17 protein-coding genes and 1 tRNA gene are annotated in these 18,112 nt (G+C 74.6%); 4 read left to right on the top strand and 14 right to left on the bottom strand.

What is annotated here, in order from left to right; translation table 11 throughout:
• Nucleotides 1-49 precede the first annotated feature (49 nt).
• Genes K1J50_RS04240 through K1J50_RS04225 form a run of 4 tightly spaced genes read right to left on the bottom strand, consistent with a single transcriptional unit; the run spans nucleotide 50 to nucleotide 4,177 of the window.
• Complete coding sequence (locus tag K1J50_RS04240) at nucleotides 50-1,096, bottom strand: LLM class flavin-dependent oxidoreductase (protein WP_220116196.1); 1,047 nt, start codon at nucleotides 1,094-1,096, stop codon at nucleotides 50-52.
• Between the two features lie 24 nt (nucleotides 1,097-1,120).
• Nucleotides 1,121-2,212, bottom strand: coding sequence for a hypothetical protein (locus K1J50_RS04235; RefSeq protein ID WP_220116195.1), 1,092 nt, complete (start codon nucleotides 2,210-2,212; stop codon nucleotides 1,121-1,123).
• A 49-nt stretch (nucleotides 2,213-2,261) separates the two neighbouring features.
• On the bottom strand, nucleotides 2,262-2,543 hold the full coding sequence (locus tag K1J50_RS04230; protein ID WP_220116194.1) for a phosphopantetheine-binding protein: 282 nt from the start codon (nucleotides 2,541-2,543) through the stop codon (nucleotides 2,262-2,264).
• A complete protein-coding gene (locus tag K1J50_RS04225) occupies nucleotides 2,540-4,177 on the bottom strand; it encodes an amino acid adenylation domain-containing protein (protein WP_220116193.1) in 1,638 nt (545 codons plus the stop codon). Before K1J50_RS04225 ends, K1J50_RS04230 begins: the two co-directional genes overlap by 4 nt.
• A gap of 632 nt (nucleotides 4,178-4,809) precedes the next feature.
• Between K1J50_RS04225 and K1J50_RS04220 the strand changes: the two genes are divergently transcribed.
• Nucleotides 4,810-5,727 carry a methionyl-tRNA formyltransferase gene (locus tag K1J50_RS04220; protein WP_220116192.1) on the top strand — a complete coding sequence of 306 codons (918 nt, stop codon included), beginning with the start codon at nucleotides 4,810-4,812 and terminating at the stop codon, nucleotides 5,725-5,727.
• A gap of 305 nt (nucleotides 5,728-6,032) precedes the next feature.
• On the opposite strand, the gene K1J50_RS04215 is transcribed toward K1J50_RS04220, so the two are convergent.
• From K1J50_RS04215 to K1J50_RS04185, 7 genes are all read right to left on the bottom strand, one after another.
• A tRNA-Met gene (locus K1J50_RS04215) sits at nucleotides 6,033-6,109 on the bottom strand.
• A gap of 53 nt (nucleotides 6,110-6,162) precedes the next feature.
• Nucleotides 6,163-7,272 (bottom strand): tRNA 2-thiouridine(34) synthase MnmA, encoded by a 1,110-nt coding sequence (gene mnmA, locus K1J50_RS04210; RefSeq protein WP_220116191.1) that lies wholly within the window; start codon nucleotides 7,270-7,272, stop codon nucleotides 6,163-6,165.
• A gap of 31 nt (nucleotides 7,273-7,303) precedes the next feature.
• Nucleotides 7,304-8,035, bottom strand: coding sequence for a thiaminase II (gene tenA, locus K1J50_RS04205; protein WP_220116190.1), 732 nt, complete (start codon nucleotides 8,033-8,035; stop codon nucleotides 7,304-7,306).
• A gap of 15 nt (nucleotides 8,036-8,050) precedes the next feature.
• Nucleotides 8,051-8,380: a ferredoxin family 2Fe-2S iron-sulfur cluster binding protein gene (locus tag K1J50_RS04200; protein ID WP_220116189.1), complete on the bottom strand. Its 330-nt coding sequence runs from the start codon at nucleotides 8,378-8,380 to the stop codon at nucleotides 8,051-8,053.
• Nucleotides 8,381-8,382: 2 nt separating this feature from the next.
• Entirely contained in the window at nucleotides 8,383-9,576 is a 1,194-nt protein-coding gene (locus tag K1J50_RS04195) for a cysteine desulfurase family protein (RefSeq protein ID WP_220116188.1), read from the bottom strand.
• Between the two features lie 145 nt (nucleotides 9,577-9,721).
• Entirely contained in the window at nucleotides 9,722-10,867 is a 1,146-nt protein-coding gene (locus tag K1J50_RS04190; RefSeq protein ID WP_220116187.1) for a cysteine desulfurase family protein, read from the bottom strand.
• A gap of 7 nt (nucleotides 10,868-10,874) precedes the next feature.
• Entirely contained in the window at nucleotides 10,875-11,411 is a 537-nt protein-coding gene (locus tag K1J50_RS04185) for an Rrf2 family transcriptional regulator (protein ID WP_220116186.1), read from the bottom strand.
• Nucleotides 11,412-11,927: 516 nt separating this feature from the next.
• Between K1J50_RS04185 and K1J50_RS04180 the strand changes: the two genes are divergently transcribed.
• Both K1J50_RS04180 and K1J50_RS04175 read left to right on the top strand, forming a co-directional pair.
• Nucleotides 11,928-12,596: an alpha/beta hydrolase gene (locus K1J50_RS04180; RefSeq protein ID WP_220116185.1), complete on the top strand. Its 669-nt coding sequence runs from the start codon at nucleotides 11,928-11,930 to the stop codon at nucleotides 12,594-12,596.
• A gap of 229 nt (nucleotides 12,597-12,825) precedes the next feature.
• Nucleotides 12,826-13,173: a YybH family protein gene (locus tag K1J50_RS04175; protein WP_220116184.1), complete on the top strand. Its 348-nt coding sequence runs from the start codon at nucleotides 12,826-12,828 to the stop codon at nucleotides 13,171-13,173.
• A 64-nt stretch (nucleotides 13,174-13,237) separates the two neighbouring features.
• Here K1J50_RS04175 and K1J50_RS04170 read toward each other — a convergent pair whose 3' ends face one another.
• Nucleotides 13,238-14,311, bottom strand: a complete 1,074-nt coding sequence (locus K1J50_RS04170; protein ID WP_456304550.1) for an anhydro-N-acetylmuramic acid kinase — start codon at nucleotides 14,309-14,311, stop codon at nucleotides 13,238-13,240.
• Between the two features lie 65 nt (nucleotides 14,312-14,376).
• Here K1J50_RS04170 and tyrS point away from each other — a divergent pair, with 65 nt between their 5' ends.
• Complete coding sequence (gene tyrS, locus K1J50_RS04165; protein WP_220116183.1) at nucleotides 14,377-15,624, top strand: tyrosine--tRNA ligase; 1,248 nt, start codon at nucleotides 14,377-14,379, stop codon at nucleotides 15,622-15,624.
• A 194-nt stretch (nucleotides 15,625-15,818) separates the two neighbouring features.
• Here tyrS and K1J50_RS04160 read toward each other — a convergent pair whose 3' ends face one another.
• Both K1J50_RS04160 and K1J50_RS04155 read right to left on the bottom strand, forming a co-directional pair.
• Nucleotides 15,819-17,177 carry a hypothetical protein gene (locus K1J50_RS04160; RefSeq protein ID WP_220116182.1) on the bottom strand — a complete coding sequence of 453 codons (1,359 nt, stop codon included), beginning with the start codon at nucleotides 17,175-17,177 and terminating at the stop codon, nucleotides 15,819-15,821.
• Between the two features lie 152 nt (nucleotides 17,178-17,329).
• Complete coding sequence (locus tag K1J50_RS04155) at nucleotides 17,330-17,617, bottom strand: hypothetical protein (protein WP_220116181.1); 288 nt, start codon at nucleotides 17,615-17,617, stop codon at nucleotides 17,330-17,332.
• Nucleotides 17,618-18,112 lie beyond the last annotated feature (495 nt).

The following is an 18,112-nucleotide window of genomic DNA, read 5'->3' as shown; positions in this document are numbered from 1 at the left end:
GGGTCCCGGTTCGGGACATCGCGCGGCCGCGGGCGCCGCGCTTCCGCCGCTAGCCGTCCGGCGGCGCCCGCGGCGTTGCCGCCTTCTCCAGCGCGGCGCGGAACACGATGCCCGCCGCTTCCAGATCGCCGGGCTCCCGCGGGATGTCCAGGATGAAGGCCGAGGCGCCGAGGCCGAGATAACGCGCGACCTCGGCCGCGACGGTGCCGTAGTCGCCGACCAGATAGGGGCAAAAGGTGCTGTAGTTCTCGAACGGCCAGAGCCAGTACGGATTCTCCTGCGCCGCCGCCTCCCGCGCGAGGTCCGAAAGCTGCCGGTGCCAGACCGAGTCGCTGGTCCGCATCGCCAGGCCGTGCGCGAGGCGTCCGCGACGGTCCGCGGGGAAGCGTTCCCAGGCGGCGCGCCAGGCCTCCTCCGGGTCCGCCCGCGCGATGATCCCGATGCGCACGCCGCGCCGCAGCCCGGCGGGAAAGGCCTCCTCGCCGGCGGCCGCCTCGGCCGGCGGCCGCGGGTACTCGATCGCGGTCGCGCCGATCGCCGCCGCGGCGGCGCGGCCCGCCGCGGAGGAGCCGGAGATCAGCAGGCCCGGGAAGAGCTCGGCCGGCAGCGCGGGCGTCACGCGCAGGCCGCGGACCCTGTAGTACCGGCCCTCGAAGGTGACGGGCCGGTCGGCCTCCAGCAGCTGGCGCATGATGAGCGTGTACTCGATCGTCCGCGCGTAGCGGTCGTCGTGCGGCGTCTCGTCCCCGAGCGCGAGCAGGTCGTTCCGGAAGCCGCCGGCGAGCATGTTGAGGCAGATCCGCCGCCCGTGCAGGAAGCCGAGCGAGGCGACCATCTTCGCGGCCGCGTAGGGGTGCATGTAGACCGGCTGCACGGCGACGAGCGGGCAGAGCCGGCGCGTTCCCTCCAGCACGGCCTGCGCGACCAGCCACGGATCGGCGATGCCGTTGTCGGTGTAGATGAGCATCCCCGCGCACCCGGCCTCGTCGCTCCAGGCCGAGACCTCCAGCGCGCGGCGCAGGTAGTCGGCGGCCGGGAACTCCTTCGACTGCGGACAGGTGGTGAAGACTTCGAGCGCGCCACCGAGATCGAGCATCGCCTCCTCTCCTTCCGCCGGCTGTCACGCGGCCGAACGGGCCGGGGGCCGCCCCCGGCCGCCCAGACGCCGCCCCCGCAGCGAGAAAAAGGGCATCGCGTCGTTGGCCCGCAGGTACCCCGCATCGAGAGCGGCGGGAGCCGGCGCGCCCGTCCCGGGCCACCAGTAGCTGGGCAGCCCCTGCCTGGCGACGAAGCCGGCCCGGCGGAGCGCCGCCACCTTCTCCGGGCCGGAGGCGCCGCAGCGGATGATCCCCGCGCCGCGCGCCGCGAGGCGGTGCGCCGTCTCCGCGACGATCCAGTCGGCCACCGGCTGCGCATCGTGCGCGATCTGCAGGTGCACGATGGTTCCGTCGAAGCCGGAGGCCACGGGCTCGAGCTGCGAGAGCGAGAAGCCGACCGGCCGTCCGTCGAGGAGGAAGGCGAGCCCGAGCGGCCGCGCGAAATCGGGCGGCGTCCTCGCGATCCAGTCCAGATCGGCCTGCTCGAGAAGCTGCACCAGCCCGCCGCGCTGCGGCAGGGGGAGCGGCGCGGGCGTCCCCGGCCGCCACTCGCTGACCCGGGCGACGCCCGGCGGCGGGGGCGCCCGGTGCAGCGGCCGCAGGGGAAGGAAGCCCGGGATGGCCCTGGCGAGCGCTTCCCGCTCCGGCCATTTCCGCCGCAGCAGCGAGCCCGCGAGGCTGCGCACCCTGACCGGCAGCACGTACTTCTGCACCTCCGGCAGGGGCGTCCAGCGCAGGCGCGGCAGCATCGCCAGGGTCGCCTCCGTGCCGCCGATCGACAGGCTCGGCTCCGGACCGGCCATGATCTCGCGCATCAGCCGGAGGCCGAGGCCGAGCGGGCGGTACTGCGGCAGGCAGAACCAGTCGCAGGTCTCGCGCACGAGGATGCGCCGCCCGTCGAGGAGATAGGGCCGCAGGAAGGAATCGAGCATGGCGACGCAGCGCTCGCCATCGAAGGCGAGCCAGGCGGCGTTGCCCGGCGGGCGCTCGTGGAACCGCCAGCGGATCAGCGTGCGCGCGAAACCGGGCTCCAGCTCCTGGTCCCAGGTGTCCGGCAACAGGCTCTCGAAGGCTGCCCGGTTGGTTCCGTCGAGCTGCGCGAGCCGCAACTCCATGTTTCCCGCCTCCAGGCCGCCCCGCCGGCGGAGCCGCGCTTCCCGCGCCTCAGGCGAACGCGCCGGCGAGCTTGCCGAGCGTGATGCCGGTCTCGAAATCGATGCGCAGCGGGTCGAAGGTGCGGCCGCCGCTCTCCTCCACCTCGAGGATGACGTCGAGCAGCCCCTGCGAGTCGATGACCCCGAGGTCGAGGAGGTCGGTCTCCTCCCCGATCCCGGCCGCCGGGATGCCGGCCTCGCCCAGCTTCCGCGCGAGCGCCTCCGTCAGGAGCCGCAGGATCGTGTCGTCCGTCCGCTCGGTCGTCTGCGCATCTGGCTGCACGGCCGTCACTCCACCATCCGCCGCAAGCGGGCGTAGTCCGTCTTGCCGTTGTCGTTCACCGGCCATTCGGCGACCCGGTGGACGCGGGACGGCACCATGTAGGGCGGCAGGCTCCGCCGGCAGGCGTCGAGGACCGTCTCGTTCGCCGGCGCCTCCTCGGTGACGAAGGCGACGATGCCGCGGGCGAAGCCGTCCTCGTCCGCCGGCCAGGCCATCGCCGCCGCGCTGTCGCAGCCCGCGGCATGGCGCAGCGCCGCCTCGACCTCCTGCAGCTCCACGCGATGGCCGCCGATCTTCACCTGGCGGTCCATGCGGCCGAGGAAGAGGAGACCGTGCCCGGGGGCGAGCCTGGCGCGGTCGCCGGTGCGGTACCATTGCGTCCCGGGCGCGCTTCCGGCCGGGGGGCGGAAGCGCTCGGCGGTGAGGTCCGGACGGCGCCAGTAGCCGTCGGCCACCTGGCTGCCGCCGAGGAAGAGCTCGCCGTCCTCGCCGGCGGCGGCGGGGCTGCCGTCCTCGCGCAGCACCACCGCCTGCTGGCCGGGAAGGGGCGTGCCGATCGGCACGATGTCCGGCAGGCGCGCGATGGCCGCGGGGTCGCGCGGCAGGCGGAAGGCGGTGATGGCGATGGTCGCCTCGGTCGGCCCGTAGAGGTTCTCGATCAGCGAGTTCGGCGCGGCAGCGGCCCAGCTCTCGGCGATCCGCCTGGGCAGCGCCTCGCCGCAGAAGAGGCTCCAGCGCAGGGTCGGAAAGTCGCCCGGGCGCAGCAGGCGCAGGCGCGCCATGAAGGCCGCGGTCGAGGGCACCGAGAACCAGAAGGTGAGCGCGTTGCGGCGCACGAACTCGCGCGGCGCCATCCTCGCCCCTTCGGGGGGGCAATAGAGCGCGGCGCCGGCACCCCAGCACAGGAACAGGTCATGGACCGAGAGGTCGAAGGTCAGGTCGAAGAGCTGGGTGAAGCGGTCCTCCGGCCCCGGCCGGTACCGCTCCGCGGCGCTGCGGAGATACGCCGCGACGTTCGCCTGGCGCACGAGCACGCCCTTGGGGGCGCCGGTGCTGCCGGACGTGAAGAGCAGGTAGGCGCCGTCCTGCGGGCTGCCAGGGCGGAGGGCGCCGGCGCCCGTCCCGGTCAGGTCGCGGCCGCAGAGGAAGCGGTGGTGCGGCAGGGTCGCGCCCCAGGCGGGCGGCGCCGGCGCATCCGGCATCAGCACCAGGACCGGGTGCCGCGTCAGGCCCAGCGGTTCGCGTGCGGCGGCGGCCGACCGCACGTCCACGACGAGCGCGTCCGCCTCCGCCGCCGCGAGCGCCTGCGCGAGCCGCGCTGCGGGATGACGCGGATTCAACGGCACGTAGGCCGAGCCCGCGAGGAGCGCGCCCGCGACGCCGGCGAAGGCCGAGAGGCTTCGCGCGCCGAGGACGGCGCAGCGCCGGCCGGGGCCCGCCAGGCCTGCCTCCGCGAGCGCGCCGGCGATGGCTGCGGCGCGCGCAGACAGTTCCTGGTAGGTGACCGCGCGCCCGTCCACCCACAGCGCGACGCGGCTGGCGTGGCGGGCCATGCTCTCGCGCAGCATTGCGCCGAGGGTCCCGGCCGGTTCCGGCGCATCGCGCGGATCGGCGAACGTGCCGACCTGCGGTGTGGGCGACATGCTGACCTCCTGGCGGTGCGCCTGCCGGGTCTTCGTCGCTGCCGCGGCCAGCCGTGCCGGCACCGGTGCGGACGGCACGTCGCCGGGATGCGCTGGCGGGAACGAACTTCTCATCCGATCATGGAATATGTATCGGGATTCTTTCAGAAACACGGAAACATGCGCCATATTGTCAAGACAGTACTAAAGATGATTGCAGGATTTCTCGATTTTCCGTAAGGAATTGACCATATCAGATCCGGCCTCTTGCATTTTTGATTTCAGTAATACTGACAACCCCAGGGACGAACGATAATAGAATGATGATTTTTTCCAACAAACATTCATGCGATCGCCCTTCCCACCCATCAAAAATCGGTGAAAATGCAGCCTCCTCGCGAGCGCATCCTGCCGCGCGGCCGCAGCGGAGCATCGCCGGCCGACCCTCGGCCCGCCCGCGGATCAGGCCGCCCGTCGCGGGCACGACCGCATGGCCGGAAGAGCGCGCCTGCGCGTCCGGACCGCGCGCGAGCCGGCGCGGCCGCGGGCCTCGCCCCCCGGCGCCGCCGGCCGGCAGGCGGAGGGACGCCGGACCACCGCACGCGGAGCGGTTCCCGGCGCGCCGGGTCGGTTCCTGGTGAGGGGCGAGGCGAATGACCTCGTTCCTGGTCGTCGGGGACGGGTTCGCGGCGGCGAAGGTCGCCGCCGCGGTGGCCTCGGCGCCGGGGACGCGCCTCGCCGCGCTGGCCTGCACGCGGCCGCCGCATCAGGCGGCGGCGGCAGGTCGCGGCGGCGTCGAGATCGTCGCAGCGGACCTGCTTGCGCAGGAGGCCGGCCTGTCCCGCGTGCGCCGGCTCGGCGCCGACTGGCTCCTCTGCATCAATGCCACCGTCCTCCTGCCGGCGCCGCTCCTCGCGCTCTTCGGCGGAGGGGCGCTGAACTGCCATCCGGGCCCGCTGCCGGAATACGCGGGCCTGAACGCCCACCAGTGGGCCATCCGGAACGGCGAGACCGCCTACGGGGTCACCGTGCATCGCATGGAGGCGCGGGTGGACGCCGGCCCGATCGTCGCCGCGCGGCGCTTCCCGATCCGCCACGACGACACCGGCCTGTCCCTGTTCCGCAGGGCGCTGGCGGAGGGCGCCGATCTCCTCGCGGCGCTCGTCGGGCGCATCGCCGCCGGCGAGACCCTGCCGTCGGTGCCGCAGGACCTTTCGCGCCGGCGCCTCTACCGGCGCCGCGACGCGCCGGAGGGCGGGATCGACTGGCGGTGGCCGGCGGATCTCGTCATCCGCCATGTCCGCGCCGGGAATTACGAGCCGTTCCGGTCCCCGACCTACGTCGCCCGCATGGACACGCCTGCCGGCTGCCCGGTCGAGGTCCTGCGGGCCGAGCCCGCCGGCCCGACGGCCCTTGCCCCCGGCAGCCTCGTCGCGTTGCCGGAGCAGGGCCCCGTTGTCGCCTGCGGCGATGGCCTGGCGGTGCGCATCGCGCGCGCCCGCGACATCACGGGCCTGCTGGACGCTGCCCGCTGGCGGCGCCATTTCGGGCTCGCCGCATCGCTCCCCTGACCGGCGCAAGGCGGCGCGCCCGTTCGGCTCGCCGCCGGAGTCGCGGACCGCCTCCCGGTTCCGCGACGCGCAGCGGGCGAGACGCGCCTGCTTCCGGCCGCGCGCATGACCTGCGGCGCTCCTTGCCGGAAGGCGCGGCGCGGGCGCTCCCCCACGCATCGCCGGGCCCGGCGCGCGGAGCGGCGATCGCAAGGCCGGCGTGGCTGCCCGGATGGTGCCCGGGCGGGAGCGATCCCGGGGCCGGAGCCGGCCCGGAGCGCCCGGCGCTGCCCTGACGTTCGATAGGAAGGCCCGGAAGGGATCCGTGGTAGCGGCGGGCGGGCTCGAACCGCCGACCCCGGCATTATGAGTGCCGTGCTCTAACCAGCTGAGCTACGCCGCCGGAGGGACGCAGAACGCGGCGGAGTTAGGCGCCGCCCCCGCCGCTGTCAACCGTCACGCCACCGCGCGCCGCGGCGCCTCCGCGCCCGCCTGCGCCGCACGGATGAAGCCGCCGCCGAGCACCCGCTCGCCGTCGTAGAGCACCGCCGCCTGCCCGGGCGCCGCGATGCCCGGCGTCTCCAGCATCAGCCGCAGCGCCGCACCGTCCCAGTGGGCCAGCGCCGGCTGCGGCGCCTCGCGCGCGCGCAGCTTCACCGTGCAGGCGAGCGGCGCCGCGGGCGGCGCGCACAGCCAATTGACCTCGCCCGCCACGACCTCGCGCCGCGGCAGCGCCCCGCGCGGCGCCACCAGGATGCGCCGCCGCCCCGCATCGATGCCGGCCACGAACAGCCGCTCCTCGCCCTGCCGCGCGGCGGCGCCGAGGCCCCGCCCCTGCCCCACCGTGTAGCGGGCGATGCCGCGGTGCGTGCCCAGCACGCGCCCCTCCAGCGCGTGCACGATCTCGCCCGGCGCGCCCGTTTCCGGCCGCAGCCGCTCGACCAGCTCGTGATAGTTGCCGCGCGGGACGAAGCAGATGTCCTGGCTGTCCGGCTTCTCCGCCACCGGCAGGCCGAGCCGTGCCGCCTCCGCCCGCACCGCCGCCTTGGACGCGAACTCGCCGAGCGGGAAGCGGCAGAAGGCGAGCTGCTCGCGCGTGGTGGCGAACAGGAAGTAGCTCTGGTCGCGCGCGGGATCGGCGGCGCGGTGCAGCTCGGGGCCGTCCGGCCCCTCGACGCGGCGCGCGTAGTGCCCCGTCGCCAGCGCCTCGCAGCCGAGGTCGCGGGCGAGCCCGACCAGGTCGCGGAACTTCACCGTCTGGTTGCAGCGCACGCAGGGGATCGGCGTCTCGCCGCGCGCGTAGGTGTCGGCGAAGTCCTCGATCACCGCGCGGCGGAAGCGCTCCTCGCGGTCGAGCACGTAGTGCGGGATGCCGAGCGCGTCGGCGACGCGCCGCGCGTCGTGGATGTCCTGGCCGGCGCAGCACGCGCCCTTGCGCGCGCCGGTCGCGGCGCCGTGGTCGTAGAGCTGCAGGGTGGCGCCGATCACCTCGTGGCCCTGCTCGGCGAGCAGGCCGGCCGCCACCGAGCTGTCCACGCCGCCCGACATGGCGACGAGGATGCGCATGGCTATCCCCGACCCGGGCGCGGCGCGCGCATCAGCGGCGGGCCTTCTCGTACTCCGGCGCCGCGCCGCGCGCGGCGTCGAGGCCCATCTGCCAGAACCGCGCCTCCAGCCGCGCCGCCTCGGAGAAGATCGCCGACAGCATCGGGAACCGCGCCTCGCCGCCGTGCGAGACGCCGAGCGCGTCGATCCGCGCCGCCGCCGCCTGCGCCAGCGCCTGGTAGCCGGGCGCGGCGTAGGTGGCGATCCAGGTCTCGTAGGGGTTGCCCTCGCGCCGCCGGCCGGGGTCGTGCTCGATGCGCAGCGCCACCTCGGCGTAGCCCACGGTGCAGGGGGCCAGCGCCACCTCGAGGTCGAGGATGTCGCCGGCGAGCCCGCGGTCGATGACGTAGCGCGTGTAGCTGACCGTCTCCGCCGCCTCCGGCGTCGCCAGCACCTCGGCCTGGGAGATGCCCCAGCCCTCGCAGTAGCGCAGGTGCATCAGCGTCTCGGAGAGGATCGCGCCGATGTCGGAGACCTTCGCGCGCATCGCCTCCACGCTCTCCGCCTTGAAGAGGGCGAGCGCCTTGGCGCGGGCGAAGTGGATCAGGAACAGGTAGTCCTGGATCAGGTAGCGCCGGAAGGCGGCGAGCGGCAGCGTGCCGTCGGCGATCGCGCGCACGAAGGGATGCCAGGTGTAGGCCTCCCACTCGGCGGCGCAGGCGGCGCGCAGGCGGCGGTAGAGCCCGCCCTCGGCGCCGAACCCGGTCTCCCACGGCCGCGCCACGGTGTCCCGCTCCCCTCAGCCCATCGCGTTGCGCGTGCCCTTGGGCAGCTTCACCACCAGCCCGTCCAGCGCCTCGGTCATGATGATCTGGCAGCCGAGCCGGCTCGTCTCCTGCAGGTCGAAGGCGAGGTCGAGCATGTCCTCCTCGTCCTCGGTTGGCTTCGCCAGCTTCCCGTACCAGCCCGGGTCCACGATCACGTGGCAGGTCGAGCAGGCGAGCGAGCCCTCGCAGGCGCCCTCGATGTCGATGCCGTGGCGGTGCGCGATCTCCAGCACCGAGAGGCCGAGCGGCGCGTCCACCTCGCGGCGCGTGCCGTCGCGCTCGATGAAGGTCATCCGGGGCATCGTCACTCCGCCGCGTCTCGGGAAGCCTCGCTCAGGGCCTGGCGCCAGGCGGCGGCGAGCGCCGCGGCGGCCCGGTCCACGTCGGCCGGGGAGGTAAAACGGCCGATCCCGATGCGCAAGGTGGCGCGCGCCCGCTCCTCCGGCAGCCCGATCGCCCGCAGGACGTAGGAGGGCTCGACCTCGGCCGAGGAGCAGGCGGAGCCGGTGGAGACGCAGACCGCGGGCGCCGCCGCCATGATCGCCTGCGCGCTGACCGGCCCCGGGAAGGTCAGGTTCAGGTTCCCGGCGACGCGCCGCTCGGGGTGGCCGTTCAGGGCGAGGCCCGGCACCGCGGCCCGCAGGGCGGCGAGGAAGCGGTCACGCTGGCCGGCGATCCGGCCGGCGTCCAGCGCCCCCTCGGCGGCGGCGATCCGCGCCGCCTCCCCGAACCCCACCGCCAGCGGCGTCGGCAGGGTGCCGGAGCGCAGGCCGCGCTCCTGCCCCCCGCCCGAGAACAGCGGCGCGAGCCGCACCCGCGGCCGCCGCCGCACGTAGAGCGCACCGATCCCCTTCGGCCCGTAGATCTTGTGGCCGGAGAGCGAGAGCAGGTCGGCGCGGATCGCCTCGACGTCGAGCGGAATCCGCCCCGCGCCCTGCGCCGCGTCGGTGTGGAACAGCGCCCCGGCCTCCTTCGCGAGCGCGCCGATCGCCGCGAGGTCCTGGATGACGCCGATCTCGTTGTTCACCGCCATGACCGAGACCAGCAGCGTCGGCGCCTCGGCGAGCGCCGCGCGCAGCCGGTCGAGGTCGAGGAGGCCGTCCGGCCCGACCGGCAGCACCACCGGCTCGAAGCCCTCGGCGGCGAGGGCGCGCACGCTCTCGAGGACGCATTTGTGCTCGGTCGCGAGGGTGATGATCCGCTTCCGCCCGTCCCCCTGCGCCGCCGCGAAGCGCGCCGCGCCCTTGATCGCCAGGTTGTTGGCCTCGGTCGCGCCGGAGGTGAAGACGATCTCCCGCGCCTCGGCCCCGATCAGCCCGGCGACCTGCGCCCGCGCCTCCTCCACCGCCGCCTCGGCGGCGCGGCCCAGCGCGTGCTCGACCGAGGCGGGATTGGCGAAGTTCTCCTCCCACCACGGCCGCATGGCGGCGAGCACGCGCGGATCGAGCGGCGTGGTGGCGTGGTTGTCGAGATAGACGGGGCGATTCGGCGCGGCCATGGCGCGAATGTGGAACGTGGCCCCCGCCGGCGGAAGATGCCCCGGTGCGCGGCCGCCATGCCGCGGCGCACCAGGCCGCCGCCGGGGCGTTCCGCCCGGCCGCCCGCGACCGGCCTTCAGGCGGCGCTGCCGTTCAGACGCTGCATCAGGCGGCCCGCCGCCGCAGCCGCTCCCGCATCGCCCCCCAGGCGGCGAGGAAGCGCTCCACACTCGCCCCGCCGGCGTTCCACGGCAGGGAGACGCGGATCGCCTCCCCGGCCGCGGCGCCGAGGCCCATCGCCTCCAGCACCGGGCTGCGCGCCACCTTGCCGGAGGAGCAGGCGGCGCCGGCGGACACCCGCACCCCGGTGAGGTCGAGCGCGATCACCTGCGTCTCCGCCGGCACGCCGGGCAGCAGGATGCAGCTCGTGTTGGGCAGCCGCGGCGCGGCGGCGCCGACGATCCGCGCCTCGGGCGCCAGCGCCCGCACCCCCTCCTCCAGCCGGTCGCGCAGCGCCGCGAGGGCGGCGGCGCGCTCGGGCAGCGCCTCCGCGGCGGCGGCGGCGAGGCCGGCGATCGCCGGCAGCGGCTCGGTCCCGCCGCGCCGGCCGCGCTCCTGCCCGCCGCCCGGGACCAGCGGGGCCGGGTCGAGGCCGGGCCGCAGCAGCAGGGCCCCCGCTCCCTTCGGCCCGCCCAGCTTGTGGCCGGAGAGCGCCAGGCTGTCGGCGCCGAGCGCGGCGAGGGAGACCGGCACGCGCCCGGCCGCCTGCACCGCGTCCACGTGCAACAGCGCGCCGTGGGCCCGGCACAGCGCCGCCGCCTCGGCGAGCGGATGCAGCACGCCGGTCTCGTTGTTGGCCGCCATCAGGCAGACCAGCGCCGGCGGCGCGGCCGGCCGCGCGAGCAGCGCGGCGAGCGCCTCGAGATCCGCTTGGCCGTCGCTCCGCACCGGCACCGTGACGACGGCCTCCCCCGCGACCGCCCGCGCCGCCGCCCAGACGGAGGGGTGCTCGGTGGCGCCGACCAGGAGGCGGCGCCCGGCGCCGAGGCCGTGGAGGGCGAGCGCGTTCGCCTCCGTGCCGCCGGCGGTGAACACCACCCCGGCCGGCCGCGCGCCGAAACGCGCCGCCACCTGCTCGCGCGCCGTCTCCAGGAGGCGCCGCGCCGCACGGCCCGCAGCGTGCACCGAGGAGGGGTTGCCGGGCAGGTCGAACGCGGCGATCGCCGCCTCCCGCGCCGCCGGGCGGAGCGGCTCGGTCGCGTTGGCGTCGAGATAGGTTTCGGCGTGCGCGCCGGCCTCGCCGCGCGGCATCGAAAGACTAGTCCCCGCCTGCCGCCGCGGCCGCGGCCAGCGGCTCCGGCCCGGCCGCCGGCACCCGGTCCTCGGCCTGGAGCGGCGGCAGCGGCGGCGCGGCGCGGCCGGCCACCCGGCCGCAGACCACGTCCTCCAGGGTCACGCCGGCGAGGAAGTGCCTGATCTGCGCGCCGAGTTCGTGCCACAGGTCGTGCGTCAGGCAGCGCTGGCCGCCGGCCAGGCAGCCGGACGAGCCGCCCTCGCAGCGCGTGGCGATGATCGGTTCCTCCACCGCGTCCACGATGTCGGCGATCGCGATGGCGCCGGGCGGCTGGGCGAGGCGGTAGCCGCCGCCGGGCCCGCGCGCCGAGACGACGAGGCCGGCGCGCCGCAGCTTCGCGAAGAGCTGTTCCAGATACGCAACCGACAACTGCTGCGCGGCGGCGATGTCTGCGAGGCAGGCGGGGGGCGGCAGCGGGCCGCCGCCGTTCGGCGAGGCGCCGCGCGCGGCCATTTCGGCCAGCGCCATGACGGCGTAGCGCCCGCGGGTCGAAAGCCTCATGCCCCGCCTCCGCCGGTGGGCGCCGGCATTGCTGCCATGCACAGTCGAATGACCGTCATGCCCTGAATCCGTTATGAAAACCGCGCGCCGGTCCCTATATTCCCGGCGCCCCCGGGACGGGAACCCGATCCGGGGGCCGATCTCGGTGTGACCGGAGCATGTGACGCTTGGTCGGCGGACCGCGGTTAGGCGCTGTGCCGCAGGGAGAATTATGGTTTCCCGACCTCGCCAGTCAACAATGCGCCGGCCGGTTCCGGGCCGGATGTGGTCCGGCCCGGGCGCAGTCGGCCGGGAGAAGCCCGCGCCGGCCACGCACGGCGCCGCACGCGGCAGGGTGGGCGCCGCGTCCGGCCGACGCACCGGATCGGCAAGTCGGGTTCCAACCAGGCGGCGGTGCGCCTGGGAGTCCGGAGCGGCGACAGGACCCGGCGCGAGGCGCAGCCGGCCTGTCGCCGGCGCCTCCCCGGACTGCCGGAGCGGGCCGACGCGGCGAAGAGAACCGGACGCGACGCGACGATGCCAGAAGTGATGTTCGCCGGACCGGACGGCCGGCTCGAGGGTCGCTACCACCACTCCAAGCAGCCCAACGCGCCGGTGGCGCTCGTCCTGCACCCCCACCCCCTGCATGGCGGGACCATGAACAACCGGGTGGTGCACGGACTGTTCGAGCGTTTCCGCGACATGGGCTTCTCGGTGCTGCGCTTCAACTTCCGCGGCGTCGGCCGCAGCCAGGGGCGCTATGACGGCGGCATCGGCGAGATCTCCGACGCGGCGGCGGCGCTCGACTTCCTCCAGGCGGTCAACCCGAACGCGTCCTCGCTCTGGGTCGCGGGCTACTCCTTCGGCGCCTATGTCGGCATGCAGCTCCTGATGCGCCGGCCGGAGATGAGCGGCTTCGTCTCCGTCGCCCTGCCCGCCTCGCACTACGATTTCGGCTTCCTCGCCCCCTGCCCGTGCAACGGCCTCGTGGTGCACGGCGCGGAGGACGAGCTGGTGCCGGAAGGCAGCGTGCGGAAGCTGGTCGAGAAGCTGAACACGCAGAAGGGCATCCGGCTCGACTACCGTGTCCTGCCGGGCGCGGGCCACGTCTTCACGCCGGAGCAGACCGCGACGATCGCCGACATGGCGGAGGACCACGTGCAGGCGGCGCTGAACCGCAGCCGCATGCCGCTCGCCGCGGACTGAGGCGCGGCGCTCCCCCTCATCCGGCCACCGCCGGACGGCCACGCCGCGGCCGGCCACGTTTTCCGCCGCCAGCGGGCGGCACGGCAGGCCGCGGTCGTCGCGCGCGCCGCGCCTTGCGGAAACGTGACGCCGGGCCCCGCCTTCCTCTTTGACCGTTGCGCCCGCCACCGGCACGGCTTCCCGGCCGGCACGCCCGGGAAGCGGCGGAACCGAGAGGGAGGAAGCCACCATGGCCGACCAAGCGGCCCTCCGCGCGATGCGCGAGGTCAATCGCCTGTTCGAGGAGGAGGTCGTCGGGAAGGGGGATTTCGCCGCGCTCGACCGGATCTACACGCCCGACGCCAGGCTCCTCCCGCCCGACGGCGCCATGGTCGAGGGGATCGAGAACATCCGCGCGTTCTGGCGCCAGGTGGAGCAGGATCTTGGCGTCACCTCGGTCCGGCTCGAACCCTTCGAGGCCGAGGCGGCCGGCGACACAGCCTACGAGGTCGGGCGCGGCGAGGTCGGCACGGCGAGCGGCGCGGTCCGGATCCAGTACATGGTCGTCTGGAAGCGCCAGGACGGCGCCTGGCGGTAGCATCGCGACATCTGGAACGTCTCCGCCTGAGCGCCGCGCGCCAAGCGGCGCCGCGCCGGCCCGGTCAGGGGGGCGGCTGGATCCGCCCTCCCGGCAGCGGGCGCGGCGCCCCCGTGGTCCCGGGGAAGGTGAGCGGCAGTCCGCGGGCCACGCGCGCCGCCAGCACGCCGAAGGCCTGCGCCTCGAGCGCATCGCCATCCCAGCCCGCCGCCTCCACCGGCCGCACCGGCTCCGCCAGCGCCTCGGCGAGGGCCCGCATCAGCGCCGCGTTGCGCCGCCCGCCGCCGCTCACCAGCCACTGCCGCGGCGGCGCCGGGAAATGCCGCGCCGCGGCCGCAACGCAGGCGGCACAGATGGCGACCAGCGTCGCCGCGCCGTCGGCGGGCGAGAGCGCGCCGATCCCGGCGGCCTCCAGCGCCGCGTGGAAGTCCAGCCGGTCGAGGCTCTTGGGCGGCGGCGCGGCGAGGTAGGGGTGGCCGAGCAGCCGCGCCAGCACTGCCCCGTCCGCCCGGCCCGCGGCGGCCAGCGCCCCGTCGCGGTCGAAGGGCAGGCCCGCGCGGCGCTGCACCCAGTCGTCGAGCGGCCCGTTCGCCGGCCCGGTGTCGAAGGCGAGCAGCGCCCCGTCCGCGCCGATCCAGGTGACGTTGCCGACGCCGCCCAGGTTCAGCACCGCGAGCGGCTTGGCCAGCGGCTCGGCCAGCGCCGCGTGCACCACCGGCACGAGCGGCGCCCCCTGCCCGCCCGCCGCAACGTCGGCCGCGCGGAAGTCGAACGCGACCGGCATCCCGGTCAGCCGCGCCAGCAGCGCCGCGTCGCCGATCTGCCAGGTCCGCCGCGCCGCCGGACGGTGCAGGATGGTCTGGCCGTGGAAGCCGATCAGGTCGGCGGGCGCGCCGAGCGCGGCCACCGCCTCGGCATGGCGCTCGGTCAGGCGGCGGACGCAATCGGCCAGCTCCGGCTCGTCGCCGCGCAGGCCGGGCGCCGCGTCCAGCAGCGCGCGCAGGTCGCGCCGCAGGGCGGCGTCGTAGGGCAGGGTCCGGCGCGGGCCGAGGCGGCCGATCCGCGCCCCGTCCGTCTCCACCCAGGCGGCATCCACGCCGTCGAGGGAGGTGCCGCTCATCAGGCCGATGGTTCTCAGCATGCCCATGCCGTGCTAGCCGCTCCCGCCCGGGTCCAGAGACTGCCGCCGAGAGCCCCTACGCCATGAGCGCCGCCCCGACCAGCGACTTCCTGCGCGAGGCGCAGGAGCGCGGCTTCATCCACCAGATCACCGACGCCGCGGCGCTGGACGCGCGCCTCAAGGCCGGCCCGGTCGCCGCCTACATCGGCTTCGACTGCACGGCGGACAGCCTGCACGTCGGCCACCTGCTCTCGATCATGCTGCTGCGGCTGTTCCAGCGCACCGGGCACCGGCCGGTGGTGCTGATCGGCGGCGGCACGACCAAGGTCGGCGACCCCTCCGGCAAGGACGAGGCGCGCCGCCTGCTCTCCGAGGCGGAGATCGAGGCCAACAAGGCCGGCATCCGCCGCACCTTCGACGCCTTCCTCGACTTCGGGCCCGGCAAGGCGCTGATGCTCGACAACGCGGAGTGGCTCGATTCGCTGCTCTACATCCCCTTCCTGCGCGACATCGGGCGGCACTTCAGTGTCAACCGGATGCTGACGATGGACAGCGTGCGGCTCCGGCTCGAGCGCGACCAGCCGCTGTCCTTCCTCGAGTTCAACTACATGCTGCTCCAGGCCTACGACTTCCTGGAGCTCTACCGGCGCCACGGCGTGATCCTGCAGATGGGCGGGTCCGACCAGTGGGGGAACATCATCATGGGCGCCGACCTGGTGCGCCGGCTGGAGGGCGCCGAGGCCTTCGGCCTGACCACGCCGCTGATCACCACGGCGAGCGGCGCCAAGATGGGCAAGACCGCGGCGGGCGCGGTCTGGCTCAACCCGGAGCGGGTGTCGCCCTACGACTACTGGCAATTCTGGCGCAACGTGGACGACGCCGACGTGGGCCGCTTCCTCGCCCTGTTCACCGAGCTGCCGATGGCGGAGGTGCGCCGGCTCGCGGCGCTACGCGGGGCGGAGGTGAACGAGGCCAAGAAGGTGCTTGCCACCGAGGCGACGGCGCTGCGGCACGGACGCGCCGCGGCGGAACTCGCCGCCGAGACGGCGCGCCGCACCTTCGAACAGGGCGAGACGGCGGAGACCCTGCCCTCGGTGACGCTGCCCGCGGAGATGCTCGCGGCGGGCGCGCCGGTTGCGGCGGTGCTCGTGCGGGCGGGCCTTGCGAAGTCGAACAGCGAGGCGCGGCGGCTGGTGGCGCAGGGCGGCGTCCGCCTGAACGACGCGCCGGTCACGGACCCCACCGCGACGCTCACCGCGGAGATGGTCGCAGCCGGTCCGGTGAAGCTCTCCGTCGGCCGCAAGCGCCACGTGCTGGTGCGGGCAGCCTGACGCGGCATCCGAACGGCAGGACCGCCCGAGGGGCCGGCCCGCCGGCCCGCGGCGGGACGCGCGCGACGGCCCGCCCGCGCCCGGCGCCGCTCCGGAGCCGTTGCCGCCCGGCCGTGCGCGCGGCAACGGCCCCGCCTCGTTGTCTGCCGGGCGGATTCACGCGCCCGGCTGTTCCCCGCCGTCCGCGATCGTCTCTAGCCGACCAGCCGGGGCACGCGCCGGCGGGGGATCGGCGTGCCGAGCTCGGGGCACCTGGTGATGTTCACGTTCGTCACGCCCGAGCCGGACAGGTCGATCGTCCCGCCGATCAGCACCGTGCATTGCGAGGGGCTGACCTGGTCGCCGCCGTTGTAGCGGACGTAGGCGTTCGGGAAGTACATCCCGCCCTCGAGGACCTGCTTCGCGCCGCCGTTCATGACGACCGCGGGGTTGCCGCTGTTGTTGTTGTGGGCCCGCGGATCGCGGAAGAACAGCACGCCGCGGTAGTCGGGATCGGAGCGGGGCACGCGCGGGGCCTGAAGCTGGACGTCGGCGGTCGCGTTGATGACCGGACCGCCGATCCTGCTCAGGTTGTTGCCGGTGAATACGATCGTCACGCCGCGCCCCTCGCCGCACCCGACGCAGCGGACGACGCCGCTCTGGATGCGCAACGACGCCTCGTGGAAGTAGTAGGTGCCCGGGCGCATCTCGAGGGTGGCGGTGCCGCTGAGCGCGAGATCGGTGCAGTACGCCCGGCCGCCGTTGTCCTCATACGGCAATATCTGGCCGGAGGCGGGTGATGCCATGCAGGTGGCGGGGTTCGACGCGCTGAAACCCGGCAGGACCTTGCGGTCCAGGAACTGGAAGACGTTCTCGATCGGCGGCGCCCAGGTCGTGAAGGGCTGCTCCAGCGTGACGGAACGGTTGGCGCAGCCGTCGCAGCCGCCGGCGCTGTAGAGCGAGTAGGCGATCGCCGTCGCCGTGTTGCCGACCTGGATCGCGTCCGCGGCCCTGTAGTTGGAGGCGAGGAGGCAGGTCGGGCCGGCGGTCGTGCTCCGGCCCGTCATGATCAGGGGCCCGGTCAGCGCCAGCACGCAGGCATCGGTCGTGAGCGCAAGCGTCGCGACCGCGCGCGCCGCCACCGTGACGTCGCGGCCGAAGACGAGCCGGGACAGGCCGCTCGGCTGGACCTGCTCGATCACCACCTCGACCGCGTAGGGATCGTTGGCGTAAGGGCCGGAGGGGAGCGGGGTGGTCACGCTGACCGTCGTGCCGGGCCGCACCGGGAAACCGTTCCGGCGGGCGACGTCGCGCGCCATCTCGGTCGCACCGCTCGCCCCGCGCCCGTAGGAGATCGCGATCGCCGCCGAGATCGCGGCGCTGTCGGCGGCCGTGACCGCGGCGCGCCGCGCCAGGAGCCAGCCGCCGGCATCCGTCGCCAGCGCGGCGAAGCCGAGCACGGTGCTGGCGGTGGCAGCGATCGCGAGGCTGCTTACGCCGCGGCGATCGCCGAGAGCACGCCGGATCCCGCGCGCCAGGGCGCCGGCCGGCCGCCTGGCGGGATTGCGCGTCATCTTCTCCTCCTCTGCCTCGCGGAAAGGGTGAGGCCGAGGCGCCGATCCGCCGGGACGGGGCGGGCGCCGCACCGCATGGGCCGGCCAGGGATCCTGCCGCCGGGGGAGCGCCCTTCTCTGGCCATGCCCCGCCCGCCCTGTCGGCGAGCGCCTCAGGCCGTCGGCACGGTTTCGCTCCAGCGAAGGGCAACTGGGACCCGCGCCTTGTCCGGCGCGACAAGCATCCGGGGTGGGCTCTCGCGCACCGCCCGCCGTCCTCGCTGGCGCAGCGCCGCAACGGCGAGGAAGCAGAGGGACGCGGCGAACGGTATCGCGGCGAGGGCAGCCCAGCCGGTTCCGGGCCGGACGACGGCGAGGGTGGTTCCGACCCCCGCGAGCGCCGACGCGGCGAGCGCGCACTTCTCGGCGACGGAGAACCGGAACGGTGACACTTCCCTCATGGCGCTTCCCTCCCGACCTGGACACAAAGAACGATAATGAATTATTGATCAAAGTCCAATACTACCTAAAGGTAATGGCCACAATATTGTTTCAACAGTCATGGAAGGCATATTTGCTTCCTAATAAGGTGGCATAAATTTTATTTTTTGAAATTTCCTGGGGAGATTTTCTGGATGATTGACTATATTCGACGGATCGCAATTTTCGGTGCCAAATCTCGAAAATGATCCCCCGTCCGCGCGCCCCCTCCTGAGCCCTTGGAGCCCCCCGCGGAGACCCCTGCGAAACGCGCCCGATCGGGTGAGGCAGGTGTGAGGGCGGCCTGGAAGCGGCCTTTGTGTTCGGTTTCGGTGTCTGGCGGCAGGCCGGGGGGCGCGCGTCGCCTGTCAGGCGAGGAGGCGTTCGGCGCGGCGGAGGTTCATGGCGGTGCAGGGCAGGTGCAGAGGGGCGCCGTTGCGCCGCAGGCTGCGGCGGCGGACGCGGCGCCAGCCGTG

This window comes from Caldovatus aquaticus (genome assembly GCF_019458025.1).
Classification (GTDB): domain Bacteria; phylum Pseudomonadota; class Alphaproteobacteria; order Acetobacterales; family Acetobacteraceae; genus Caldovatus; species Caldovatus aquaticus.
This window is presented reverse-complemented; position numbering and strand designations above follow the sequence as displayed.